The organism is Pseudomonas sp. GW823-FHT02C05 (assembly GCF_058797595.1).
The window spans coordinates 712822-735645 of sequence record NZ_JBXAJU010000001.1 but is presented as its reverse complement, the minus strand read 5'-3'; the positions used below and the strand labels follow the sequence as shown (position 1 = coordinate 735645).

The following is a 22824-nucleotide window of genomic DNA, read 5'->3' as shown; positions in this document are numbered from 1 at the left end:
ACAACGCCAAGGCCCCGCCCCCTGCCCTTGGCCCGCCTGGAGCCACCGCAATGACCAGCGCCTTCCCGCACCTGTTCGACCCCTTGCAGATCCGTGGCAAACGCCTGAAGAACCGCATCATGTCCAGCGGCCACGACACCTCGATGCCCACCGACAACCTGGTCAACGAACAGCTGATTGCCTACCACCGCGCCCGGGCCGAAGGCGGCGTCGGCCTGATCGTGCTGCAGGTGGCCGGGGTCCACGACAGTGCGCGCTACACCAGCCACGTGCTGATGGCCACCGACGACGCCTGCATCGACGGCTACCGGCGCCTGGCCGAAACCTGCCACGCCCACGGCACCGTGGTGCTGTCGCAAATCTTCCACCCGGGGCGGGAAATCATGGAGTCCGCCGACGGCCTGCTGGCGGTGGCCTACGCGCCCTCGGCGGTGCCCAACGAACGCTTCCGGGTCATGCCCCGGGCCCTGGACCAGGACATGATCGACGAGATCATCCAGGGCTACGCCGACGCCGCCCGGCGCCTGCATCAGGCCGGGCTGGACGGCGTAGAACTGGTGGCCAGCCACGGCTACCTGCCGGCGCAGTTCATCAACCCGCGGGTCAACCGCCGCACCGATGGCTACAACGGCGAACTGGAACAGCGCCTGCGCTTTATCCGGGAAATTCTCGGCGCCATGCGCGCCAGCACCGATGCCGACTTCATCATCGGCCTGCGCATTTCCGCCGATGAACGCGACCCCGAAGGCCTCACCGAAGACGAATCCCTGGCCGCCGTGCAGTTGCTGCAAGGGCAACTGGACTACGTGCACATCGTCGCCGGCACCTCCGCCTCCCTCGGCGGCGCGGTGCACATAGTCCCACCCATGGCGGTGGAAGCGGCTTATCTCGCCCGGGAAGCCGGCACCTTCAAGGCCAAACTGTCGATCCCGCTGTTCGTCACCGGGCGCATCAACCAGCCCCAGGAAGCCGAAGCGATCATCGCCAAGGGCCAGGCCGACGTGTGCGGCATGACCCGCGCGCTGATCTGCGACCCGCAGATGCCCAACAAGAGCGACAGCGGCCACGCCGAAGACGTGCGCGCCTGCATCGCCTGCAACCAGGCGTGCATCGGCCACTTCCACAAGGGCCTGCCGATCTCCTGCATCCAGCACCCGGAAACCGGCCGCGAACTGCTCTACGGCCAGCCCAAGCCCAGCGCCCGCGGCAAACGCATCCTGGTGGTGGGCGGCGGCCCGGCCGGGATGAAAGCCGCTGCGGTCGCCGCGCAACGCGGCCACCGCGTAACCCTCTACGAAGCCAGCGCGCAACTGGGCGGCCAGATCCAACTGGCACAACTGCTGCCCCGGCGCAGCGAATTCGGCGGCGCCAGCACCAACCTGCAACGGGAAATGCAACTGGCCGGTGTGGAAGTGGTACGCAACACCCGGGTCGACCGCGCCCTGATCGAGCGGGAAAACCCCGACCACGTGATCATCGCCACCGGCGCCCAGCCCTACTGGCCAAACTTCGAACGCGGCGGCGAGCTGCAAGTAGTCGACGCCTGGCAAGTACTGCGGGATGAAGTGCAACTGGGCCGCAGCGTGGTGGTGGCCGACTGGCGCTGCGACTGGATCGGCCCCGGCATCGCCGAGCGCCTGGTGCGCGCCGGGCACCAAGTGCAACTAGCAGTCAATGGCACCCACTGCGGCGAAAGCCTGCCGCTGTACGTACGCGACCAAATGGCTGGCGAACTGCACAAACTGGCGATCCCGATCATCCCCTACGCCCGCCTCTACGGCTGCGACGACAGCACCGTGTACCTGCAACACACCGCCAGCGGCGAACCCATGCTGCTGGAAAACGTCGACAGCCTGGTGCTGTGCCAAGGCCACCAATCGGTGGATGACCTCGGCCAACAACTCAAAGGCCTGGTGCCCTTCCAACGCATCGGCGACTGCCTGGCACCGCGCACCGTGGAAGAAGCCATCCATGAAGGCTTGAAAGTCGCCTGGGCGCTTTGAGGCTGATTTATACTCCAGGCCTTTTGCAGGACGGGCGCCCGGATGTGCCCACCTTCCAGGCCTGGAGCCCGCCATGAACCCAAGCAAGACGCCGCCCGCGAGCCACCTGCCCGCCACCGAGCCCAGCAGCGACAACCAGGCCCCTGGCGGCCCGCAGTTCCTTGGCACCCGCATCCGCGGCCTGCGCAAACGCCGCGGCCTGACCCTGAGCGAACTGGCGCAACAGAGCGAACTCACCGCCGGCTACATCAGCCAACTGGAACGCAACCTCGCCTACCCCTCCATCCCCGCCCTGTTCAACATCGCCCGCAGCCTGGGCGTGACCATCCAATGGTTCTTCGCCAGCGAAACCCAGACCGCACCCGAGGATCAGGGCTATGTCGTGCGCAAGAAACAGCGGCTGCAGGTGAATTATGAGAACGGGATTATCGATCAACTGCTGACCCCGCAACCGACCCGGCAGCTGGAGTTTTTGCACTCGCGCTTTCCGCCGGGAACGTACAGCAAGGAGAGTTACAGCCATGAGGGGGAAGAAGCCGGGTATGTGCTGTCGGGGAGCTTTGAGCTGTGGGTGGGGGAACGGTATTTTCAGTTGAGTGAGGGGGATAGCTTTAGCTTTTCCAGCCAGGAACCGCATAAGTATGGGAATCCTGGGGAGGAGGATGCGGTGGTGTTGTGGGTGATTACGCCGCCGACGTTTTGAGGCGAGCGATGCTGAGCGGCAGCGCCGTATACCGCTCCTTCTGAGCGCTAACTGTCACGGGGTGGGAAATAGAACTGCTGCCGCAACCACTCACTGAACTGGGCCTCAGTCAGCGGAGCCTGGTGCTCTCCCATCTCATTCCAGGTGCGGTTAATCATGTGTTCCCAGTTTCGGGCGACTTTCATGAGTGGCGATGCGGCTCCCCAGAAGTGTCCGGCCTCCAATGTTGCCCTTGCTCGACCGTTCAACTCAGCGAGGGTGGCGGCTCCATTCAGATAGCGCTGCCCGGTCTCTAGCAGTTTTCTGAATTCGATAATTTTAACGGTCATGTCTAGTCCTTTAAACAGAGAGCTTAGATAAACAGCCTTTAGATTTACGTAAAGGATGTCTGCTTCTCTTTCGCCATTTCGTTGGGGTTGGGGTTGGGGTTGGGGTTGGGGGTAGCATACTTGTACGCACCTACAGCGGCTGCTTCCTGCCATAAGCTGAAATCTGGGGACACGCGAACATATCCGCTACAGGGAAACTCACACCTCACCGTCTACTTGGCCATCTACCAAAGCCCGGATCTCTGCGAAGACATCTGAAGCTAGGCTCGCCGGGGCGCCCCAATAATCAAAGATCCCACCCTCCTCTCGGTTTTGGCCACAAGTCACAAAAACGCCGGTCCCAAACCTCTACTTCAGGTGCATTGCCAACCAGCCAACGAACCCGCTGTTGTCGGCGCCTTCCGGAAAGTGGAACCGGAAAACACCGAACAGCTCTTGCTCGAAGTCCGCACAGGAGACTAGCTGACTCCATACCCTGTCATCTCGTACAAGCGCCAGTGCATCAGGGCGCGCGGCACTAGGAAACGATGACAAAGGAAACTCCAGAAACGTGTAAGTGCCGGGGAAGAAGCGGACACGCGCTTCGGTAATTACATGCAACATGTCTGCGCTCCGTATCCTGTGCCGTTTCATGGGAAATGTTCACCATTTCATGCCCTGCGCTTCTTTTTATTGACCCACACAATGCTAAGCATGAAGATCTTAAAGATAAATGCTCAATATCAAATAACATTGACAACCAAAGGTTGTAGATATGGATAAGCTGAAAAGCGTGGCGGCGTTCGTAGCGGCAGTTAAGTCAGACTCCTTCTCGGCAGAGGCTGCCGTATTAGGCGTGACTCCAAAGCTAATTGCCAAGCAAGTCAATCTGGAATCTCAGCTAGGGCTCAAACTGATCACCCAAACCACTCGCCGCCAAAGCTTGACCGCCGTGGGCAGGGAACATTACTTGCGCTGCAAGCGCTATCCTGAGTGAAGTTGAAGACGCCGATAAGCTGGCGCTGTCAGCAAACTCGACTCCTCGCGGAAAAATCAGGATCAGCGCACCCTATAATTCTGCTATGCCTAGAGAAATCGTTCGAAATTCCGTGGCTGTACTGATTTTTGCAGGACCTATCAGCTAGATTTCAGAGGACGGGCTCGTGTATGAGGCTTGAGCTCCCCCCTGTTACTGGACTGGTGGGCTGAGCAATTCGATCCAACGGTCAGTAAATGTAATACCTAAATGACGCGTTAATCAGGGTGACGAAACGTCTACAGTTATTGCTTTGATTTTTTTAGGAAGAGTAATTCTTCGCGATCTTCCATAAGTATACTTTTAACTTTTTCATGACTACGCTGCTTTGCGCGGAGTTCAAAGCTTTCAGCTTGAAAAATATCCGAAAGAGAACTCATGCGTTTTTCACCCAGTCGAGTAACTAGCCAGCCCACGAATTCTTCGTTAAAGAAAGGAAATGTGAGTGGTGACTCTCGGTGTAGTGCCATTGCTCGCAGCTCTGTCAGTTTCAAAATATCAGCCACATCCGTGTCGAAGGTTACTAAATTACTGAGGTAAAAGTCAGCTTCGGGTAGAGTGTTTGTATTCGCCATTGCATCCAGCGCTCGCGGGAGATAGAGGTCCCATGAGCAGTTCTTTATTACGGCAAGCGGATCTTTTTTATCCAGTACGGAGTTAAGTTTTTTTGACAGCGCAGACCGCCCGCCACGACATATGATATCGGCACAAACAATTAACTCTCGCAGCATAAATATCGATAGGTCTTCATGCATAAATTGCACGAGCTCCTCCATCTTATGCTCCACTGATTTGGAAGAGCTTGCTTCAATTATTTTGGTACGCAATATCATGCTTTCAACAAGATTTACCTGTTGTTCGATACCTTCACGTAATCCATCGTCTAATTGCTTCTGAAAGTCGACCAGTAGCTCATCTGCGTAAGCTTCTGCTTGCTTTTTGTAAAACTTTCTAAACCGTCTTCCCCAAGCCTCATCTAACGGATATGAATCTAGTGATAGCGCATGTATTGCTGCTAGAGTCATTCGGCTATTTTCAATGGTTTGTGAGTTCCAAGATCTTTGTGCCTCCCACAGATACAAGTACGGATTGAAATTTGCCAGTTCCTCGTTGTTGAAATTCTCCCTTAAAGATAGGCCGTACCTAATTAGCTGTGGAGATAGATTTTCGCGATATGCAATTGCTTTGATAAAGCTGGCTGCATTTGAATCAACAAAGGTGCCGTACCCTATCTGTAATCTTACTGGAGATAAAGTACTGATGGCTTCTGCGTCTAGTACCCAAAGTGACTTTCCTCGAAAACACGTTGATATAAATCCTCTGTCAGAGAATTCTTTGCGCCTTAGTTTAAATGGCCCCGCATCATCTTCAGCTGCATAGATTATTCGCCAGTCTTTTAGTAGGTGCTGGTTTTTTTCATATGCGCGTAATGCTAGAAGCGGATTTGAAGACGTGCATACTTGATGTAGAGCAAATTGTATTTCGTAGTCGGCGCTTCTGATGCCCATGGAGCTAGATATTCCTTTAAGTGCAATCACCGTATCCACTTAGATATATGGTGTATGTGTAGTCGTAAGAAAAGCCAACTTATTCTGGTTGTATCTGTGAGCGATTTTTTGTGTCAACTGAGTCCCAGTCATCAATGAGACCGGTCGGTAGCCCATTTACTCCATTTGACCTGTAGTGTGCTATTTCCAATCCTTGTATCTCGAAAGCAACGTTCTGCGGGATATCGTTATCCACCAAAATAATTTGACAGAGCTTATTGTTCTCATCAAATTTTTCTGCCGTTTTAATTAGTGCTTCGAAAAGGTTCTTGTATTTCTCCGGATCTGCTACGCCGTCTGCGTCGTTGAGCGTAGTGAGTTGGTTCGACTCCAAATTTTCGGGAGTCTTACCCAAGAATTTTCCCACGGTGTCAATCATAAGCAGCCCCGGAAGATTGGTATCCTTCCGTAGTTTTTGAGACAGAATTGACGTCAGATACCCTATGGACACAATCGTACGAAGACCACCAGAGTTAATTTTTCGATACTCTGTGTCTCTAACCACCGGAAAAAAGGTTTTATTGTCTATTCCCACACCGTAGTGGTTTTTGATCTTAACGTCTTTTATAAAGTTATTGAGATCGATGCCTAAGTCTTTGATTACGTCATCGATAGATGGCGAGTTTTTTTTCAGCTCATCTAGTTTGATTTTTAGATTTTCTATGTTTCCTGCTAGGCGACCTATTTGATCGGCAATCCCTGTCTGAGTATTCCGAACTCGCAGAGAATGAACTGCTTTCCCTCTACGCTCATCAAGCTGAGCTACTTCAGAGATAATTGCGTCTCGCTCTGCCAGATAAGGTGATATGGAGCTTTTAAGCTCATCATCTATCATTTCCCGAGCTTTGTTTTTTTCTAAATATAGGGCTGAAAGTAGGTTGATAGCCGTCTCTAGATCAGTCCTGTTTTCGGAGATTAATTGCTTAAGGTCCTTGGTTCTCCGTGTGATCGATGTGAGCTCGCTTTTTAGACGGGTGTCGCTGGGTATGTCAAATTTCTCAGACAGATTTTGGATTTCAATACTGCTTTCGCAAATTGGGCAGTTTGTTTGGTCTTGCACCTCCTTGCCAATGATTTCTTTAGCGGACAAGCCAGCCTTTATTCGTTCGATATCATTTTGATACTCGTTGAGTAGTCGAGTGAATCGTTCTATATTTCGTAATGTGGAATTTTTTGTATCTTCTTGTTGCTCGACTTTAAGGATAATCGTGTTTAGCGCGTCCTTAAGGCCCTCGTAGAGCGCGTTGTCGCTTGTCATTCTCTTGTTTAAATCCAAAACCTGCTTTTTTAGCTCTATTTTGATCAAATCTATATTGTTGATTTCCTCATCTAGCGACTCGGTATCTTTGAATTCTGTTTGGTTCAAAAACGACGTTATTGCTGTGTATTGAGTGATCAGCTGTGTTTTGTCGTGCGTTTTTTTTGAAATTTCCACCTCAAGCTCGGAAATACTAGAGTCTAGGACATTGAATATATACTTTAAAACCTCTCTATTTTTCGTTTCGAGGACGTAGTTTCCTATATCTAGCATATTAGCGCTGCCGACATCATCTTGATCAAGACACATGAACTTAAAAAGATCAAGGAAACTTAATCTAGCTGTTTCAGATGAGTCTTTTGTTGGGGCTTGCTTCAGTCGGACAGAGGGGAACTCTAAAACCTCTAACAAAAAATCAGAGAGACTTTTGTTCTGGTCATCACCTTTGCTGACGCTAGATTTATATTTCTCCGGGAATGACTCTGATATCTTGGATAGATCGCAAAAGTATACATCTACGTCTTTTGATGCGTTAAATATATCTCGACTTATGCAATAGGGATGGCCATTAATATGTATTTCAAGAGTCGCATATTTGACGGAGGATGTTATTTCTTTATCTAGCTTAACCTCTTTGCCCCCGAGCAAATAATAAACAAGGCGCAGGATACTTGACTTTCCAGTATCAGCATCACCATAAATTATATTGATACCTGGATAGAAAGGAACTCGATAATCTTTTCTATGTCCGTGAAGAACTAAATTCTTCAAAAGAAGACCTTGAGATGTGTTCACCGTACCTCCTGCCTTAAAGCTGAGTTTATATATCCGTTGAGTTTTGAAGGGGTTTGTGATCGAAGTTCTGATAGTAACTCAATGAAATAAGAAATTTTCTGGAAGTACCCTTCATTTAATTCTTGAGACTTGGATTTTCCGACCTCTGTTAAACCAAATAAAAAACCTTCGCTGTTCGAGTACTCGACAGATAAAAACTTTTTAGAGGCAAGGATTTTTAGCATCGTTAACAAGCGGCTTCTATCGTAAAGCTCTTCAATATTTGGTGATAGGGTTCCGACTGTATAGTAATCACTTTCACCAATATTGATTTGAGGTTTGTTAGCTAGAAGGAGAACTCTATTGAGCAGCGATGGACGGGTAGTCAGGAAGTAAAATGATTGAATTTTATCAATACTCAGTATCTTTTTGCGCTTTTTGGTTTCAGCTAAAGTACCTAGTACTAACAATAGCACTCCGAGATTGTAATAAAGTTCTCTCTCAGGCTGTATGTAGGGTAGGCTAGTCATCCTCTGCCTCCTTGAGAAGTTTTTTCAAGGAGGACGCCGGGATATCTTTAGTCCACCAAATTTCCTCATCCTCTGAATTAGAAAGCTGGTGAAGCATCCCTTGTTTATGGATGGCGTTGATAAATGGAATAAATGTGTCTAAAAAAGTTTTGTCTTCCTTTAGAATCGTCTCATGGACATCTGTTAATAACAACCCTGAATTAGGAATGCCGTCATGGACGTATTTTGAGTAGCTGGTTTGGTATATTTTTCGAATTTTTTTGTACAGATCAGCAAGTCGCTTCTGGTCGGACGGGCTGTTGAATATTTTTCTTATATACTCGGCATTGAGAAATACTTCCTTAGCTTCTCTTATAGACGTTTTATGAATGTCTGCGCTAATAAGTTTTAGTACAAACAGCTCGTCATCAAAGTTGGTGTCATCTAAAAGCTCTTGGAACTCTAGATTGGACATACCGGGATCACATTTTTCAAAGTCCAATATTGTTTGGCGAACTGCAATGTAGATTGTGCTATTCGGACCCTCAGGTTTCGTAATGCTTGTGTGGTCTTCGCTAACAGGAATAATGTCTGATTTTTCTTTATCGGATGGGGCGGCACTCGTTTTCTTTACGATTGTGTCGTAAGTGCCATAAAAATATTTAGTGGTAGGCCTGATGCTTGTTTTCAGCCATTCATCACTAATTTTATGTATGAAGTCGTTGAGAGGTGCTAGCCCTTCAATTTGGAGGTTTTCGCTGATTAGACTGCCGTATGTAGCTGCTTCTGCACCATGGTGAGGCACAGCTAAGGAGATAAAGAGTTTGATTTTTGAAGGGGTCTTCTCGTGAATGTCATTGGTTATTGCGCTTTTCGTCACTAGCCCACCCATGCTGTGCGCGACGATTATTAGATTTTCGTAAGATTGAAGACGAAAGCGTATCTCGGTTCTAAGTAAATTTCCGATTTCTTCAATGCTTATGTTTTTTGCTAGTTTTCCGTGAGAGGTGGAGAAGACCCTCTTAAGGAGAGTTGATACTTTTCCTGCTTTTGCAAAAAGATTTAGCAGTTTCGTAAAATATGAAAAATAGGCGACGTCGTAATTACTGGAAATTTCAGGGTCGTCGAGAAGTAGCTCTGGAAAAGATTTTGCAGTTCCATTTCGCCAAGTTGCCTCTCCACCACAAAAGCCATGTACAAATAAAATCAAGTTTTTTTTGTTGTTCTGAGAGATAAATTCAATCATGATTTTGCCTGGATTATGAGTTGTTTATAACTTGTAGATCCCTCAGCCTTTTGAGAATCTCGGCCTAGGCTCACGCTTATATGGCTTGTGCGTTCGCTACTTCTGCTTTTAGCTACCGAAAATGCCCCGATCTGGGGCTTTCGTTTCCGGCACCGTGATGGCTGAGTGCAAGAAAAACGTGGTGGCATTCGAGGGGTTTCGCGTGTCGCGACATTGTGTAGGGCGAGTGACGTCTGCTGTTGGGACCTCCAGTCGGCGAATCGATCCGGGAGGTGTTCGCCAATGTCGCCTTTGGCTGGAAGCGTTTTGAGCAAATTGATGAACAGTGTAGCTGGCATGATCCAGGTCAGCGTGCCCCGCATCTGGTCGACGGAGAGGATGAAATCCATTTTCTGATCTTCGGTAGTCCTGAGTTCACTGAATATTACCGAAACTTCACGTAATGGCACGATAGTATTGCGGAATTGACGCAGATTCTGCCCTTTAGAGGCTCATTCAGCTGCGTTAATCCGCTTGTGGCGACACGAGGGCTGGAGCTTCGCCAGTATTTTCGTCCGGTCTTACGCTGCGTCCCTGGCTATGGCTGGGGCGAATTCTTTAATTTCAAATCTGACCCACCTCGCATCATTCAATGCTCCGGCGCTCCAGATTGGCCCGGATCGCGTTACTGACGACTTTGGTGTGCTTATCGATCAAGCGGCGAAGCACCTCGATGTGTTCCAGGGTGAACGGCTAGGGACTCCCTTCGTTCAAGCGTCCAATAACTATGACTCGACGTTTTTCAAGTTTGGTAAACACATTTTTTGTGAAGGTGACGTTGTGTAATACGGCTTCCCGGTGAAAGTTTATCCTGGACTAGATATCCACTCGTTTTAGGTTCTGTACGAAAAGTCCAAACGGTTAAAATCGGCGCCATGATAGGCTAGGCCCGCATGGCAAAGCGCTACGAACTCCCAGATGCAGCTTGGGATCTGATCGCCGATTTGGTTTCCCCCGAGCAGAAAATGGGGCGACCTCGCAGTGATGACCGACTGATGCTCAATGGCATCTTCTGGATCTTATGCTCAGGTGCTGACCGGCGCGATTTGCCGGAGCGCTTCGGCCCATGGTCGACTGTGTATCAACGCTTTCGTGATTGGAGAGACGACGGCACGTTGCCCTCAACTGCTGGTCGAACTCTACTTTGTGTTTGGTGCATTGAGACGAAAAGGGGACGGATTTCTTCTCCACTCCAAGCGTCCGCTTTTGGCAAAAGCAGCCCCCTCGAGACATAAAGATGCCGCTTATCAACCGACAATAAGCGGCGTTTTAATCTACCTCGTGCGGTGTTGCCCTAACTCAAAGCCCCTCCCCTCTTTCCCCCAACCCAAAACACACATCATCAATCACCGCCTTGCCCATCTCTGCCAAAAAGTGTGAAGCCCAAGCATAGCGCTCGCCCTGCTCCTCCATAGCAGCATCCAGCGCAAGTTTTTTAGCGTAGTACAACAAAGTAGAGGCGTGCTCCAACGCCTGCTCCAAAGGCACATCAGCGTTCACGCGAAACAGTGTTAGTTCAGGATCGGCACAACTGCCAAAGGTGACGAAACCCAGTGTCTTGACTGAGGCTGAACTGCTCATCGGACACCTCCTACAACAGCCAGGAGACGGGTATTACGAAGGGAAGATCCACACAGATTACGGGCGTACATGATTGAAACTCCCATATCGGTAATGAGAGCTGCCACCTTCGTTCTCAGGCGAGTGGGTGGCAGCTGTGCGCGGGCTGAGAAACCGGAGATACAGGAACCCGGCAGACCCGAAGGTCTCCCACGCACAGCCGCCATAACACGAACAGACGGGCACAAAAATGCGCCTGCATTCATAGGCGGGCGCTTGTGCGCCTGCATCTTACCGGGTTCTCAGGCCCGGTCGCTGATTTTGCAGCGACCGCAGCAGACTAGGCGGTCTGCTCACAGTCCGGCAACCGCTAAACCGTAGCCGGTTATGTCGCTCGGATTAGCGAGCCGTTATGCTCTCCCCTACCCCGGATAAGGACATCTGCCCCCTCATGATCGACCGCGAACAACTCCATCAAAACGGTTACCAGTTGCTGCGTCAGGCGCTGCCCGCCGGCTGGCTGGATGAGCTGCGGGCCACGTTCGAGGCGGGGGTGATTGGGCCTGAGCAATGGCCGGTGCCTCGGGGGGCGGATTGGCGTCATGCGCTGGTGGATCTGGATGCACGGGTGCAGGCGGTGTGTCGCTTGCCGGCGCTGTTGGCGGTGGCCGGGGAGTTGATCGGGGAAGGCTTTTTTCTGGCTCAGGTGGAGGGCCGCGAGCCGTTGGCGGGGGGCGGTCATCAGGTGTTGCACCGGGATCTGTCGGAGCAGCGCCTCGGTGACCGGGTCACGGCGCTGGTCTATCTCGATGACTATGGGCCGGCCAATGGCGCGACGCGCATCGTGCCCGGCAGTCATCGCCCCGGGGAGCGGTTGGCGCCCTTCGATTTCAGTGATGAATCCCGGGTGGTGCAGCTGGCGGGTGATGCGGGGGACGTGCTGCTGTTCGATGCTGATCTGGTGCATGGGGCCAGTCTGAACCCCAGTGGTGCGCGCCGTCGCAGCTTGCTGGTCAGCTATTGCGCCCTGGGGCTGTATGAGTCCCATCTGCAGACGCTGGGCCTGCGTGCTATCCGCATGGACACCCGCGAGCGCTTCGAACCGGCGGATTTTGTCTGAGTGGGCTCGGGCGCCAGGGGTGCGTCAGCAGCGTGGCGCTCATTCAGTCGGCCAGGCGGCTGGCCAGGCGTTGCAGTGCCTGGGCCAGTTCCAGGGCCTGTTCTGCCGTCAGTTCCACCGGGTCGTTGTGCGGGCTGATGGCCTTGAGATGAATGGCACTGCCCTGCTCTATCCATAGGCGCACGTCGCCGTCGCTGCTCTCGAAATAATCCGTTGTGCGGTCAATCGGCATGCTCATTCACCTTGTGCGTGGGCGCTGGCCAGTTCCAGCAGGCGGGTGAAGTTGGCGATGGCGAAATACAGGTCATCGCGGGTGTCGCCGTCCCAGTCTTCCACCGCTTCGCGGGCGGCCTTGAGTGAGGCGATGCGGGTTTTGATCTCGGCGATTTCCTCGGCGCCGCACTGGGTGGCGATGGCCTCCCAGCGTTCCTGGGGAATGTTTTGCTGGACCGACAGCCCGGCTTGGGCTTGGGCGATCAGTGCGGTGAGTTGGCTCATGGGGTATTCATCCTGAAAATGCAGCCTTTGAATCGGGGCGCGGCTTGTGCGTTAGGCGCTTTGAGGCGGGTCACTTTATCGGGTTTAAGCCCAAACAACGACCTCAAGAATGGAGCCAAGCCCATGTCCGCCATACCACTGGAGAACTCGTTGCCGGCGTCTCCCCCCAGGGTGCCCACAAGGTCACATGTCGCTAAGCGTCCCGTGAACACAGCATGCTGTTCTCAACGACAAGGGCAAGGATGTCCGAGCAATGACCATGACAATGCTTGGCGCTCATAGCCGGGCAGTGCTGAACGGCTATGGGCGGATAGAGAACCTCAACGGCTCGCTTTCAGCGTTTCAAGCATCGCCTCGGCGGCCAGGTTGTGGACTTTGCGGGTCGGGTGCCATTCATCCCAGTAGTAATGGCTATCCGGATCCGCACACACGGGTTTGACGTCCGGGTAGGTGGCTTGGCACGGGGTATCCAGATCCTTCAGGCCCGCCACCTCGGGTGCCGCGCGAAGCGTGTTGCTGAAGGCCAGGTGGTCAAAGTAGCCAATGCTCACGTGATGGGCGTTAGCCAGTGTTGTCAGCACGGCGGGCAGTTTTTGTTCGAGTATCTGCTGGTATTGCGTTGCGTTCTTGACTTGATTGCCCTGCACCACAGCCGGCACATGGCTCAAATCCGTGGTCCCCACCACCATCAGGTGCTTCGCCCCTGCGGCGATCAGCGTCTCGGTGCTCTTCTGTATGTTCGCCACGCTGTTCTGGCCAAGCACGTCGATCGTTTCTGGGTGCGCGAAGTCGGCCCATTCAAAAAAGTCGTTGGCTGAGATGAAAATGAAATACAGCGCATCCGGATCCGCCTTGTGTGTTTTAGCCGCTTTCAGGTGATCGGCGATTTGCCCGAAAACCCCGGTGTCGCGAGAGGGCTGCATCCAGGCGTAGTAGTTGCCGTTGCCGCTTTTGGCACCGCCAATGGCGTAGTCGGTCAAGGGAATTTTCAAGGCCTGCGCCAAGTGCTCGACCGCGGTGGGACCATTGCTCCAGCGTCCCTGCCAATACAACGAACCGGGCAGCTCCTGTGCATCTTTGACCTTCTGCGCGGCCATGGTTCGGGTGAAGGTTTCACCCGCGCCATTGTCAGAGTAGCTGTCACCGAACGCATAGAGATGATCGTAGCCAGGGCCGCCAAAGGCGGTTGCGGCAGTCATGGTCAATAGAGCGGCCAAGCACGCGCGTCGAATCATTGAAAGTCTCCCGGGTGGTGCTCTTAGACTACCGGTGGCGACGTTTTGCCTCGCCACGCTTGCGACCTGTATTTAGCCGAGGGCGCAAAGAGTGTGCTGTTCGCGACAGGTCGGTGGCGGGTGAGTCCAGCGTGTGCGCCGGTTTTTTTATCCCGCCTGTTGCCTTGGGTGCTTGGCAGCGCCGCACGGGTCGGCTTCAATAACCGCCCCTTTTCATGTTCAGGAGCTAGAAGGATGCAGCTTTATTACCGTTGGGCGGCCGCGTGGGTCATGGCGTGGGTACTGGGAACCGGGCTGGCCCAGGCCGAGGAACGGCCACAGGTGGCAGACAAGATCCTGGCCTACACCGGGCCGCATGGGGTGAAGGTCTGGACCTTGCGTATCGGTGAGCGCAGCGCCAATCAGGCGCTGGTGCAGGTGGAAGACGCCGACCATGACTGGAACATGCGCATTCAGAAAATGAACGTGGAGCAAACCGATCGCGACACCCGTTACTTCACTCAGGTGGACGGGCAGAAGTTCGTGGTGCTGCTGCTTCAGGAAGGCTATGGCGAGTTGCATCTGCCGGGTGAGGCCAAGCCGCTGAAGGTGGGTTATGACAGCAACCTGTCCAGCTATGGCGATGCCCAGGCGTTTCTCAATGAGTACCTCAAGGCCAAGTAGAGCGTCGGGCGGCCGCGACCGCTCTGCAACAACGCCTCCCTAGGGAGGCGTTGTCGTTTTTCCCCGTGCACATCCCTCTCGACGCAGATCAAACCGGTCCAGGTTCATGACGCTGAGGGCCCGGCCCCTTTCTTATGAACTCTGGATGATCAGGGCCCCGGCCATCAGGTCTTCGTCATCAATGCCTTGCTTCAATAGCAGGTAGCAGGCTCCACCGACCAAAATGCCCTTGTGCCTTGGAGCTGCCCTGTTCAGCCGGGAGTTGTTGATCTGCAGCACATAGTTCAAGCCTGGGCGTGTCTCTTGACCCTGAATCCAGGCGGGTATTCCGGCGATCTTGGCCAGGCCGTTTTCGTCGCTGTCCTGCCCTGGATTTTCAACCACTTCGATTCGCCGCGCCGGGGTGATGGGCTGTCCGTAACCATCCACCTGTCGCGCCGCGGGTCTGTAGGCCAGCACCTTGCCACCCTCTTGCATGACCTGCTCGATGTAGGTGTCGCTGACGATCGAGTAAGGCGTAAGGGGCTGGGGTGCGCCTGCGCTAGCCTTCCGCGCCGGGCGGATGGCCAAAGTGGGCCTTGTAGGCGTGGTTGAAATTGGCCGGGTTGGCGTAGCCCAGGCGGTAGGCGATCTGCGCCACGTGCCATTTGCGCTGGCGCAACAGGGTGCGTGCCAGCTCCATGCGTTGGCGCCGCACATACTGCAGCATCGACTGGCCGAATACCTGGGCAAAGGCGCGGCGCAGGGTGGTCTCCCCTACCCCCAGTTGCTGGGCCAACGCCTGGCTGCCGGGCGGGTCCAGCAGGTGGGCGTCGAGCTGGCGACGGGCTTCGTGGGCCAGGTCCAGTTGCCCCCGCACCGTGGGCGCCGCAGGGCGCTGGCCCTGGAGGTGCACCGCCAGTTCCACCAGCACCGCCAGGCTCAGGCTTTCCTGGTGCAGGCGTTGCAGGGCGCCCTGGTACGGCGCTTGGTAGAGCCGCTCCAGCAAGCTGCCCAGCGCCCGGCAGCGTTGAAACTGGCGAAAGCGGATGCCGTCGTCCAGCAGGCCGAGCAAGGGCTGCAGCGTCGGGTCTTCCTCGGCCAGTTCCCGCAGATAGCTACCGGCGATACGCAGGCCGGCCATGCGCGCGTGGCTGCCGGCGGGCATCTGGTCCAGCGCATCCATGGTTTCGCTCAGGCCCAGGGCCTGGGGCGCGCCGGGGGTGTAGTGGTGGAGCTGGCCGTCGATCCGGTGCTGCCATTGCCCGGCCAGCACCTGGACGATGCACAGGCTGTCGGGCAATACCTTGTGGATGCGCAGCGGATCGGGGAATTGCAGGTTGCAGTCGAAGTACTGCAAGTGCGGGCGCACGGTGCGGGCGCGGTAGTGGCCGACGGCGCTGCCCATCACCCGCCGGGCACTGGGGTCGAACACCCCGGCGCGGGCCAGGCCAACCGGCCGGTCGAAGCAGAATTGTGTATCGAGGTAGGGGTTCCAGCATTCCATCGGCAAAGCAGGTCCATGGGGGTGGTTGCTACGGCGGCCAATGGTAACTCACTCACACTTTGCGCAGCGGTGGTTGTGAGCGTCGGAATTTTTCTTGTGAATGACGGCCAAAGCGCTTGGCAGGGCAGCAGGTGCCGACTTCAATGAACGGCTTTTTCAGATGTCAGGAGTGTGAACAATGCAGCTTTATTGCAGATGGGCGGCCGTGTGGGCCATGGCGCTGGCCTTGGTAACCGGCCTGGCCCAAGCCGATGAACGGCCCCCGGTGGCGGATAAGCTGGCGGCCTATGTCGGCCAGCAGGGGGTGAAGGTCTGGACCTTGCGCATCGGTGAGCGCAGTGAGCATCAGGCCCTGGTGCAGGTGGAGGACGTGGATCACGACTGGAACCTGCGCATCCAGAAAATGGCCGTGGAAAAGACCGCAAAGGATACCCGCTACGCCACGACCGTCGACGGGCAGAAATTCGTGGTGCTGGTGCTCCAGGAGGGTTGGGGCGAGCTGTACCTGCCGGGTGAAGCCGCGCCGGTGCGGGTGCGCTATGACGAGAACCTGTCGAGCCAGGGCGATGCCCAGGCGTTCCTTACCGACTATCTCAAGGCCCGGTAAGCCCTGGGAGCGCCGGCACCCAGGCGCTCGGCCGCTTTGTTTTCTGTGAATCAAGGACTTGTTTATGACTTCATCGCTGCAACCCGATGCATCCCGCGACGCTCAGCGCGAACAGGTGATCGCCCAGCTCCAACAGGTGATCCAGCGTGTGCCCGAGCAGAGCGAATTCACCAACACGCGCCGCCATCAATTGCTGGGCCCGCTGTTCACGCTGATTTCGCTGGGCATGCTGGCCTGGGGTATCCAGCAGGGCAAGACCGGCATGTTGCTCTGCGGGCTGTTTCTGTCCGCGTTGTTCGCCCTGGTGACCTGGCAGCATCGCCACGCCGGCCAGCATGCCTTCATGCGGTTGACCCGGCGCCAGCTGTTCGTGGATTCCCTGAGCGCACCGGTCAACCTGACGGACGTGGTGGATGTCCATGTCAAGGATGAGGGGCTGCTGACCCTGCAGCAGCTGACCCTGCGCCCGGGCAGCCCGCTGCCGACCCACAGGCCCGTGCGCCAGTTGTTCGGCAACCAGGCCATGGCGCTCAAGAGCCCCGAACCTCACATTCGCATCCATTCCGCCGGGTTGATGAGCGGGGGGCGCAAACTGGCCATCGATGACATCGCCGCGCTGTTGGACGCCTACTGCCAGGCGGCCAATGCACAGCAACAGCTGGATGAGTTGCAAGGCCGTGGATAACGCCGAAAAAGAAGCCTTGTTGCTGCAACTGCAGGACGATGCCGACGGCCCCCGGCGCCGCTGCGAGATTCGTGAGCGCTCCCTTGGGCAAGCGGTCATGCTGGCCCTGCTCTCGCTGCTGCTGGTGCTGTTGGGCGGCTGGCTGGCCAGCCTGCCTTCGGCCTGGCAGTTGCGCTCTGCCCAGCTGTGGTTTTGGCTGCCCGGGGCGCTGATGCTGGGCGCCGGGCTTGTGGGCCTGGCGGCGGCCGAAGCCCTGCGCCGGCGGCATGGCCAGCAGGTGCTGGCGCTGACCCCCGACACCCTGCAGTTCGCCAATGCGCCCGCCCCCACTCCCTGGGTGTGCTTCGATGGTTTCGAACTGGAGCAGCGCTACCTGAGCCTGAGGCTGGTGTTCTCGGTGATCGCCGGTAGCCGTGCGCCGGCCCTGGCGCCAGCCTGCTTCAAGTCCCTGGCCGCGCCCCATGCCTGGCCAGTGGCCGCGGGCATGCGCGTGCGGTTGTGGCTGTTCAACCCGATGCTCGATGGCCAGCGCCTGGATTTCCAAGCCCTGACCGACCTGCTCTACGCCTACCTGAATGCGGCCCAGGCCCGCAGCACCCTGGGCCAACTGTTCCCGGAGGTGCAACGGGTGGGGGCAACGCAGTAGCCGGGCCAGTAAAAACGCCTCCCTAGGGAGGCGTTGTCGTATTACCCGGTTTGCCCCCCCTTTTAGCGCAGATCGAACCGGTCCAGGTTCATCACCTTATCCCAGGCCGCGACAAAGTCCTTCACGAACTGCTCACCCGCATCCGCCGCCGCATACACCTCGGCCAGGGCCCGCAGTTGCGAGTTTGAACCCAGCAGCAGGTCGACCCGAGTACCGCTCCATTTGTATTGCCCCGTGGCGCGGTCGCTGCCTTCGTACAGGTCGCGGGCCTCGGACTGGGGTTTCCATTGGGTGCCCATGTCCAGCAGGTTGACGAAGAAGTCGTTGCTCAAGGTGCCCGGGCGCGAGGTGAATACACCGTGGGGCGATTGCCCGACGTTGGCCCCCAGCACCCGCAGGCCGCCCAGCAGCACGGTCAGTTGCGGGGCGGTCAGGGTCAGCAGTTGCGCTCTGTCCACCAGCAGGGCTTCGGCGCTGACGCCGGAAACCGGCTTGAGGTAGTTACGGAAGCCGTCTGCCACCGGATCCAGCACGGCGAAGGATTCGATGTCAGTCTGTTCCTGGCTGGCATCCATGCGCCCCGGGGCGAAGGGCACGCTGATGCCGTAGCCGGCATTTTTCGCCGCCAGCTCGACCGCCGCGCAACCCCCGAGGACGATCAGGTCGGCCAGGGACACGCGCTTGCCACCCGTCTGCGAGCTGTTGAAGGCGCTCTGTACCCCTTCCAGGGCACGCAGCACCTGGGCCAGTTGCTGCGGTTGGTTGACCTCCCAATCCTTCTGCGGGGCCAGGCGAATCCGTGCGCCGTTGGCGCCGCCGCGCTTGTCCGAGCCGCGGAAGGTCGAGGCCGAGGCCCAGGCGGTGGACACCAGTTGCGCCACGGACAGGCCGGAATTGAGGATCTGGCCCTTGAGCTGCTGGATGTCCTGGGCGTCGATCAGCGGGTGGTTCACCGCGGGAATCGGGTCCTGCCAGATCAGTTCCTCGGCCGGCACTTCCGGGCCCAGGTAACGGGCGCGCGGGCCCATGTCGCGGTGGGTGAGTTTGAACCAGGCCCGGGAGAAGGCTTCGGCCAGTTGCTCGGGGTGCTCATGGAAGCGCCGGGAAATCGCCTCGTAGGCCGGGTCGAAGCGCAGCGACAGGTCGGTGGTGAGCATCGACGGCGTGCGGCGTTTGTTCGGGTCGTGGGGGTCGGGCACGCTGTCGGCCCCGGCGCCGGCTTTGGGCCGCCACTGGTGGGCGCCGGCGGGGCTGGTGGTCAGTTCCCATTCGTAGCCGAACAGATGGTCGAAGAAGTCATTGCTCCAGCGGGTCGGGGTGGTGGTCCAGATCACTTCCAGGCCGCTGGTGATGGCGTCGCCACCGACGCCTGTGCCGAAGCTGCTTTTCCAGCCCAGGCCCTGCTCTTCCAGGCCGGCGGCTTCCGGTTCCGGGCCGACGTGGCTCGCAGGGCCGGCGCCGTGGGTCTTGCCGAAGGTGTGGCCGCCGGCGATCAGGGCCACGGTTTCTTCATCGTTCATGGCCATGCGGGCGAAGGTTTCGCGGATGTCCCGGGCCGCCGCCAGCGGGTCGGGGTTGCCGTTGGGGCCTTCCGGGTTGACGTAGATCAGGCCCATCTGCACCGCCCCCAGGGGGTTCTCCAGCTCGCGGTCGCCACTGTAGCGCTGGTCGTCGAGCCAGGTGGTTTCGCTGCCCCAGTAGACGTTGTCTTCCGGCTCCCAGACGTCCTGGCGGCCACCGGCAAAGCCGAAGGTCTTGAAGCCCATGGATTCCAGGGCGACGTTGCCGGTGAGGATGATCAGGTCGGCCCAGGAGATCTTGCGCCCGTACTTCTGCTTGATCGGCCAGATCAGCCGCCGCGCCTTGTCCAGGCTGACGTTGTCCGGCCAGCTGTTGAGTGGGGCGAAGCGCTGCTGGCCGCCCCCGGCACCACCCCGGCCATCGGCGATGCGGTAGGTGCCGGCACTGTGCCAGGCCATGCGGATGAACAGCGGGCCGTAGTGGCCGAAATCCGCCGGCCACCAGGGTTGGGAGTCGGTCATCAAGGCCTGCAGATCGCGCTTCACCGCGGCCAGATCCAGGGTCTTGAATTCGGCGGCGTAGTCGAAGCCCTCGGCCATGGGGTCGGACAGGGGCGAGTGTTGGTGGAGGATCTTCAGGTTCAGTTGGCCGGGCCACCAGTCACGGTTGCTGGTGCCTTCGCCGGCGGTGTGTTTGAACGGGCACTTGGATTCATCAGACATGGATCACTCCTTCGATCATCCCTGCCCGGCCGCTCGACTGGGGCCCTAGGAGGGATGGGCGTTTGAAAAGCGTAGTGAAGGACAAGCGAAGGTAAAAATAGCTTCGCTTGATGACCCTGGCAGAAAAAAACCATGACAGGTGCCAGGCTCGCAGCGGGCGCCCTGCCCCCTGGAGCCTGTTCATCCGCTGGCGAGCGATGCTCTGGCTTGTTCAACGCCGCATAAGGCAAACACCGCACATCCTGAACCGCTGCTTAGCCCTGGGCGTCCAGGCGACGCTGGGTGTCGATGTCGATCTGCTGGCGCAGGGCCTGGAACAACGGGCTGGCATCGGTGTAGCGGCGGCCGTAGCCGAGGTTGAAGCGGTAGTCGAAGTCCGCCGGGTTCTGGCCCTGGGTGTGTTGCAGCAGGGTTTCCAGCTTGTCCAGGGCCTTGACCGTCTGCGCCTCTGCGCTGGCGGCGCCTTCGTATTCATCCCACAGGTCCAGCAGGCGCTGGCGGGCCGGGGCGTCCAGGGACCGAGCAAGGAATTGCAGGTCGTCGCGCTCCTGCTGGCTCTTGTCCGGGTGGGCAGCCTGGGCCACCGCCGGGATGTCGCCGTGAATGGCCTCCCCCAGGTCGTGGACGATGCACAGTTTCAGCACCCGCAGCAGGTCCAGGTCCCCCAGTTGGTCTTCGAACAGCAGCGCCATCAGGCATAGGCGCCAGCTGTGCTCGGCGGTGCTTTCCTGGCGGCCGCTGGAGGTGTGGGCGCTGCGCAGCACGTCCTTGAGTTTTTCCGCTTCACGGAGAAAGTCGAGGCGGCCACTGAGAAGTTCACTGTTCATGGAAAGACCTGCGCGGGTGGGCAAAACACAGCCGGCACTGAAAGGCGGCGAGCGATGGCTAACCAGACTAGCCAAGGGGTGCTGCCGGGGCCACGGATAAAATATCCGGGGCCCCATTTCAGAGGGTTTCCACCAGCCGCACGGCGTTGCCGTCAGAGAGGTTGAGGCGGGTCCAGCGGCACTGGCTGGGGGCGATGGGCACGATGGCCGAATCGTTGTGGCCGCTGAAGAATTCCAGGGACGGCGGCGCCAGTACTTCGCGCCAGCCCAGGTCATCCAGGGCGGCTTCCTTGCGCACGATTTCCTCGGTGCAGAAGCCCCACAGGGAGTGCCCCAGCAGCTCGCTCAAGGGCACGCCGAACTGCCCGGCACGGGTGGCGGAACAGGCCAGCAGGCGGTGGGTCAGGTCGCACACCAGGTGCACGGCGCGCGGGCTGTCGTTCACCAGCCGCGCCAGGGCCTGATCGGCGGCGGCGCTGAGGTTGGCCGCCAGCAGTTGCTCCAAGCGCACGCGCTCTGCCGGTTCCATGGCCTGCTGGCCGTTTTCCCAACGGGAAATGCTCGACTGCGCCACACCGAACAACTCGGCGGCGTGCTGTTGCTTGACCCGGTGCAACAAGCGCCAGCGCCTGAGGGCCAGGCCCAGATGGGGTGAGGTGAACAGAGCTACGGACATGGCCTGGGCGATGCGAGTAAAGGGGCCGGCAGTTTCGCAGCCTCGGCGCTTGGCGGGCAACTTGCACCGACCAATGCAATTGGTCCGGCCCGCCACAAGTTGCTGGACAGTGCAGTAAAAGCCCCGAAAAATCAGCACCTTTGCCCCGCCCTCCAAGGGCCGGGCGTCTGTGCCAAGGAGTTCGGCCCAATGCTCAATGTCCTGTTTGTCTGCAGCCAGAACAAGCTGCGCAGCCCCACCGCCGAGCAGGTGTTTGCCGACTGGCCGGGGATCGAGACCGCTTCGGCGGGCCTCAACCACGATGCCGAAGTGCCCCTGGGTCCGGAGCTGGTGCAATGGGCCGGGCTGATTGTGGTGATGGAAACCCGGCACCGGGAAAAACTGCGCAAGCGCTTCAAGGCGCAGTTGAATAACCAGCAGATTGTGTGCCTGAACATTCCCGATGATTACGAGTTCATGGACCCGGAGCTGATCCAGTTGCTGCAGCAGAAGGTGCCGCAGTTTCTTCCCGATGGCGGCGAGGCTCGCTGATATGCCCCTGATATTCAGGGCCCCACCTGAGCTGCGGGTGGAGCTGGACATCCTTGGCTACCAGTTCCCTGGCAGCCACGATCACCTGAACGCCAACTGGCTGATGGTGCAGGGCCGCATCGAGCATCCCCAGGGCGACTGGCGTTTCAAGGATGCCTGCCTGAGGACTCATGAGCTCGATCAATTGGCCCAGTGGCTACAGGCCCTGGATCAGCCCGAAGGCCCTCCCCGGCCCTGCTGGTTCACCGAGCCCTGCCTGGCGTTTCACTACCTGGGCGGCCCCGAGCCGCAGATCCAGATCCACTTTTGCCTTGAAGCCGCACCGCCCTGGCTGAACCCGGAGCAACGGCTGGACGGCTGCCAAGTGACGCTGCCCCTGGCCTGCAATTCCGTGCCTCGGCTGCTGGCAGGGGTGGATGCCCTGCGCCGGGATTTCCCCCAGCGCTGAACCACAGCCGCCCGTCTGTAGCCGCTGCCGCAGGCTGCGATAGGCACCGAAGGGGCCTCGGCGCCAGGGGGATCGCCAGCGAGCCTGCGGCTCGTGCGCAGCCTTCGGCAGCGGCTACAAGAAGCGGGGCACGCGCAGGGTTGGACTCTGTGTGGCCGCGAAGGAGCCTCGGTGGT

General features: G+C 57.4%; 25 protein-coding genes and 2 pseudogenes. 12 read left to right on the top strand and 15 right to left on the bottom strand.

Going from position 1 to position 22824, the window contains the following annotated elements:
• The first annotated feature begins 50 nt into the window (after positions 1-50).
• The gene (locus AC1RGE_RS03665) at positions 51-2003 is read left to right on the top strand and encodes an oxidoreductase (RefSeq protein WP_492583387.1); all 1953 of its coding nucleotides are present in this window, start codon (positions 51-53) and stop codon (positions 2001-2003) included.
• A gap of 73 nt (positions 2004-2076) precedes the next feature.
• Positions 2077-2706: a cupin domain-containing protein gene (locus AC1RGE_RS03660; protein WP_492583385.1), complete on the top strand. Its 630-nt coding sequence runs from the start codon at positions 2077-2079 to the stop codon at positions 2704-2706.
• Between the two features lie 47 nt (positions 2707-2753).
• On the opposite strand, the gene AC1RGE_RS03655 is transcribed toward AC1RGE_RS03660, so the two are convergent.
• Together AC1RGE_RS03655 and AC1RGE_RS03650 are read right to left on the bottom strand one after the other, a co-directional pair.
• The gene (locus AC1RGE_RS03655) at positions 2754-3035 is read right to left on the bottom strand and encodes a hypothetical protein (RefSeq protein WP_443693524.1); all 282 of its coding nucleotides are present in this window, start codon (positions 3033-3035) and stop codon (positions 2754-2756) included.
• A 198-nt stretch (positions 3036-3233) separates the two neighbouring features.
• Positions 3234-3638 (bottom strand): annotated as a pseudogene (locus AC1RGE_RS03650) (DUF6196 family protein).
• Positions 3639-3789: 151 nt separating this feature from the next.
• Between AC1RGE_RS03650 and AC1RGE_RS03645 the strand changes: the two are divergent.
• Positions 3790-4011: a helix-turn-helix domain-containing protein gene (locus AC1RGE_RS03645; protein WP_492583383.1), complete on the top strand. Its 222-nt coding sequence runs from the start codon at positions 3790-3792 to the stop codon at positions 4009-4011.
• Positions 4012-4295: 284 nt separating this feature from the next.
• Here the strand turns inward: AC1RGE_RS03645 and AC1RGE_RS03640 are convergent, their stop codons facing one another.
• The 4 genes from AC1RGE_RS03640 to AC1RGE_RS03625 form a co-directional block, all read right to left on the bottom strand.
• Positions 4296-5558, bottom strand: coding sequence for a hypothetical protein (locus AC1RGE_RS03640; RefSeq protein ID WP_492583381.1), 1263 nt, complete (start codon positions 5556-5558; stop codon positions 4296-4298).
• 79 nt (positions 5559-5637) lie between these two features.
• Positions 5638-7650, bottom strand: coding sequence for a hypothetical protein (locus AC1RGE_RS03635; RefSeq protein WP_492583379.1), 2013 nt, complete (start codon positions 7648-7650; stop codon positions 5638-5640).
• Complete coding sequence (locus AC1RGE_RS03630) at positions 7647-8159, bottom strand: ABC-three component system middle component 4 (RefSeq protein ID WP_492583377.1); 513 nt, start codon at positions 8157-8159, stop codon at positions 7647-7649. The genes AC1RGE_RS03635 and AC1RGE_RS03630 overlap by 4 nt, the downstream gene beginning before the upstream one ends.
• Positions 8152-9384, bottom strand: a complete 1233-nt coding sequence (locus AC1RGE_RS03625; protein ID WP_492583375.1) for an ABC-three component system protein — start codon at positions 9382-9384, stop codon at positions 8152-8154. The genes AC1RGE_RS03630 and AC1RGE_RS03625 overlap by 8 nt, the downstream gene beginning before the upstream one ends.
• A gap of 272 nt (positions 9385-9656) precedes the next feature.
• Between AC1RGE_RS03625 and AC1RGE_RS03620 the strand changes: the two genes are divergently transcribed.
• Together AC1RGE_RS03620 and AC1RGE_RS03615 are read left to right on the top strand one after the other, a co-directional pair.
• Positions 9657-9827 carry a hypothetical protein gene (locus tag AC1RGE_RS03620; RefSeq protein ID WP_443693517.1) on the top strand — a complete coding sequence of 57 codons (171 nt, stop codon included), beginning with the start codon at positions 9657-9659 and terminating at the stop codon, positions 9825-9827.
• A 489-nt stretch (positions 9828-10316) separates the two neighbouring features.
• A pseudogene (locus AC1RGE_RS03615) lies at positions 10317-10559 on the top strand (transposase); the annotation flags it as partial.
• Positions 10560-10722: 163 nt separating this feature from the next.
• On the opposite strand, the gene AC1RGE_RS03610 reads toward AC1RGE_RS03615, so the two are convergent.
• Complete coding sequence (locus AC1RGE_RS03610) at positions 10723-11004, bottom strand: DUF3077 domain-containing protein (protein ID WP_492583373.1); 282 nt, start codon at positions 11002-11004, stop codon at positions 10723-10725.
• Between the two features lie 430 nt (positions 11005-11434).
• Here AC1RGE_RS03610 and AC1RGE_RS03605 point away from each other — a divergent pair, with 430 nt between their 5' ends.
• The gene (locus AC1RGE_RS03605; protein WP_492583371.1) at positions 11435-12103 is read left to right on the top strand and encodes a phytanoyl-CoA dioxygenase family protein; all 669 of its coding nucleotides are present in this window, start codon (positions 11435-11437) and stop codon (positions 12101-12103) included.
• A gap of 43 nt (positions 12104-12146) precedes the next feature.
• Here the strand turns inward: AC1RGE_RS03605 and AC1RGE_RS03600 are convergent, their stop codons facing one another.
• From AC1RGE_RS03600 to AC1RGE_RS03590, 3 genes are all read right to left on the bottom strand, one after another.
• A complete protein-coding gene (locus tag AC1RGE_RS03600) occupies positions 12147-12335 on the bottom strand; it encodes a DUF6360 family protein (RefSeq protein WP_253278692.1) in 189 nt (62 codons plus the stop codon).
• A 2-nt stretch (positions 12336-12337) separates the two neighbouring features.
• Complete coding sequence (locus tag AC1RGE_RS03595; protein WP_123473268.1) at positions 12338-12601, bottom strand: hypothetical protein; 264 nt, start codon at positions 12599-12601, stop codon at positions 12338-12340.
• Between the two features lie 320 nt (positions 12602-12921).
• A complete protein-coding gene (locus AC1RGE_RS03590) occupies positions 12922-13836 on the bottom strand; it encodes an SGNH/GDSL hydrolase family protein (protein ID WP_401262636.1) in 915 nt (304 codons plus the stop codon).
• Between the two features lie 234 nt (positions 13837-14070).
• Here AC1RGE_RS03590 and AC1RGE_RS03585 point away from each other — a divergent pair, with 234 nt between their 5' ends.
• The gene (locus AC1RGE_RS03585; protein ID WP_011060992.1) at positions 14071-14499 is read left to right on the top strand and encodes a hypothetical protein; all 429 of its coding nucleotides are present in this window, start codon (positions 14071-14073) and stop codon (positions 14497-14499) included.
• A gap of 132 nt (positions 14500-14631) precedes the next feature.
• Here AC1RGE_RS03585 and AC1RGE_RS03580 read toward each other — a convergent pair whose 3' ends face one another.
• Complete coding sequence (locus AC1RGE_RS03580) at positions 14632-15069, bottom strand: hypothetical protein (RefSeq protein WP_492583369.1); 438 nt, start codon at positions 15067-15069, stop codon at positions 14632-14634.
• Complete coding sequence (locus AC1RGE_RS03575) at positions 15041-15985, bottom strand: helix-turn-helix transcriptional regulator (protein ID WP_492583367.1); 945 nt, start codon at positions 15983-15985, stop codon at positions 15041-15043. The genes AC1RGE_RS03580 and AC1RGE_RS03575 overlap by 29 nt, the downstream gene beginning before the upstream one ends.
• A 178-nt stretch (positions 15986-16163) precedes the next feature.
• Between AC1RGE_RS03575 and AC1RGE_RS03570 the strand changes: the two genes are divergently transcribed.
• The 3 genes from AC1RGE_RS03570 to AC1RGE_RS03560 all read left to right on the top strand — a co-directional run bounded on the left by AC1RGE_RS03570 (position 16164) and on the right by AC1RGE_RS03560 (position 17923).
• Positions 16164-16592, top strand: coding sequence for a hypothetical protein (locus AC1RGE_RS03570; protein ID WP_492583365.1), 429 nt, complete (start codon positions 16164-16166; stop codon positions 16590-16592).
• A 64-nt stretch (positions 16593-16656) separates the two neighbouring features.
• Complete coding sequence (locus AC1RGE_RS03565; RefSeq protein ID WP_492583363.1) at positions 16657-17277, top strand: hypothetical protein; 621 nt, start codon at positions 16657-16659, stop codon at positions 17275-17277.
• Positions 17270-17923: a hypothetical protein gene (locus AC1RGE_RS03560; RefSeq protein ID WP_492583361.1), complete on the top strand. Its 654-nt coding sequence runs from the start codon at positions 17270-17272 to the stop codon at positions 17921-17923. The genes AC1RGE_RS03565 and AC1RGE_RS03560 overlap by 8 nt, the downstream gene beginning before the upstream one ends.
• Before the next feature lie 62 nt (positions 17924-17985).
• On the opposite strand, the gene katG is transcribed toward AC1RGE_RS03560, so the two are convergent.
• The 3 genes from katG to AC1RGE_RS03545 all read right to left on the bottom strand — a co-directional run bounded on the left by katG (position 17986) and on the right by AC1RGE_RS03545 (position 21669).
• The gene (gene katG / locus AC1RGE_RS03555) at positions 17986-20166 is read right to left on the bottom strand and encodes a catalase/peroxidase HPI (RefSeq protein WP_492583359.1); all 2181 of its coding nucleotides are present in this window, start codon (positions 20164-20166) and stop codon (positions 17986-17988) included.
• 254 nt (positions 20167-20420) lie between these two features.
• Positions 20421-20993, bottom strand: coding sequence for an HD domain-containing protein (locus tag AC1RGE_RS03550; RefSeq protein ID WP_492583357.1), 573 nt, complete (start codon positions 20991-20993; stop codon positions 20421-20423).
• A 118-nt stretch (positions 20994-21111) separates the two neighbouring features.
• Positions 21112-21669, bottom strand: a complete 558-nt coding sequence (locus AC1RGE_RS03545; protein ID WP_492583355.1) for a helix-turn-helix domain-containing protein — start codon at positions 21667-21669, stop codon at positions 21112-21114.
• A 189-nt stretch (positions 21670-21858) separates the two neighbouring features.
• On the opposite strand from AC1RGE_RS03545, the gene AC1RGE_RS03540 reads away from it, so the two are divergent.
• Both AC1RGE_RS03540 and AC1RGE_RS03535 read left to right on the top strand, forming a co-directional pair.
• On the top strand, positions 21859-22200 hold the full coding sequence (locus tag AC1RGE_RS03540; protein WP_492583353.1) for a low molecular weight protein tyrosine phosphatase family protein: 342 nt from the start codon (positions 21859-21861) through the stop codon (positions 22198-22200).
• Between the two features lies 1 nt (position 22201).
• Positions 22202-22648: a WapI family immunity protein gene (locus AC1RGE_RS03535; protein ID WP_492583351.1), complete on the top strand. Its 447-nt coding sequence runs from the start codon at positions 22202-22204 to the stop codon at positions 22646-22648.
• The last annotated feature ends 176 nt before the right edge of the window (positions 22649-22824 follow it).

Bases quoted from the DNA above. Each gene is read 5' to 3' on its own strand.
- AC1RGE_RS03665 (WP_492583387.1), top strand. From the start codon at position 51: ATGACCAGCGCCTTCCCGCACCTGTTCGACCCCTTGCAGATCCGTGGC.
- AC1RGE_RS03660 (WP_492583385.1), top strand. From the start codon at position 2,077: ATGAACCCAAGCAAGACGCCGCCCGCGAGCCACCTGCCCGCCACCGAG.
- AC1RGE_RS03655 (WP_443693524.1), bottom strand. From the start codon at position 3,035: ATGACCGTTAAAATTATCGAATTCAGAAAACTGCTAGAGACCGGGCAG.
- AC1RGE_RS03645 (WP_492583383.1), top strand. From the start codon at position 3,790: ATGGATAAGCTGAAAAGCGTGGCGGCGTTCGTAGCGGCAGTTAAGTCA.
- AC1RGE_RS03640 (WP_492583381.1), bottom strand. From the start codon at position 5,558: ATGGGCATCAGAAGCGCCGACTACGAAATACAATTTGCTCTACATCAA.
- AC1RGE_RS03630 (WP_492583377.1), bottom strand. From the start codon at position 8,159: ATGACTAGCCTACCCTACATACAGCCTGAGAGAGAACTTTATTACAAT.
- AC1RGE_RS03625 (WP_492583375.1), bottom strand. From the start codon at position 9,384: ATGATTGAATTTATCTCTCAGAACAACAAAAAAAACTTGATTTTATTT.
- AC1RGE_RS03610 (WP_492583373.1), bottom strand. From the start codon at position 11,004: ATGAGCAGTTCAGCCTCAGTCAAGACACTGGGTTTCGTCACCTTTGGC.
- AC1RGE_RS03605 (WP_492583371.1), top strand. From the start codon at position 11,435: ATGATCGACCGCGAACAACTCCATCAAAACGGTTACCAGTTGCTGCGT.
- AC1RGE_RS03600 (WP_253278692.1), bottom strand. From the start codon at position 12,335: ATGCCGATTGACCGCACAACGGATTATTTCGAGAGCAGCGACGGCGAC.
- AC1RGE_RS03595 (WP_123473268.1), bottom strand. From the start codon at position 12,601: ATGAGCCAACTCACCGCACTGATCGCCCAAGCCCAAGCCGGGCTGTCG.
- AC1RGE_RS03590 (WP_401262636.1), bottom strand. From the start codon at position 13,836: ATGATTCGACGCGCGTGCTTGGCCGCTCTATTGACCATGACTGCCGCA.
- AC1RGE_RS03585 (WP_011060992.1), top strand. From the start codon at position 14,071: ATGCAGCTTTATTACCGTTGGGCGGCCGCGTGGGTCATGGCGTGGGTA.
- AC1RGE_RS03575 (WP_492583367.1), bottom strand. From the start codon at position 15,985: ATGGAATGCTGGAACCCCTACCTCGATACACAATTCTGCTTCGACCGG.
- AC1RGE_RS03570 (WP_492583365.1), top strand. From the start codon at position 16,164: ATGCAGCTTTATTGCAGATGGGCGGCCGTGTGGGCCATGGCGCTGGCC.
- AC1RGE_RS03565 (WP_492583363.1), top strand. From the start codon at position 16,657: ATGACTTCATCGCTGCAACCCGATGCATCCCGCGACGCTCAGCGCGAA.
- katG (WP_492583359.1), bottom strand. From the start codon at position 20,166: ATGTCTGATGAATCCAAGTGCCCGTTCAAACACACCGCCGGCGAAGGC.
- AC1RGE_RS03550 (WP_492583357.1), bottom strand. From the start codon at position 20,993: ATGAACAGTGAACTTCTCAGTGGCCGCCTCGACTTTCTCCGTGAAGCG.
- AC1RGE_RS03545 (WP_492583355.1), bottom strand. From the start codon at position 21,669: ATGTCCGTAGCTCTGTTCACCTCACCCCATCTGGGCCTGGCCCTCAGG.
- AC1RGE_RS03540 (WP_492583353.1), top strand. From the start codon at position 21,859: ATGCTCAATGTCCTGTTTGTCTGCAGCCAGAACAAGCTGCGCAGCCCC.
- AC1RGE_RS03535 (WP_492583351.1), top strand. From the start codon at position 22,202: ATGCCCCTGATATTCAGGGCCCCACCTGAGCTGCGGGTGGAGCTGGAC.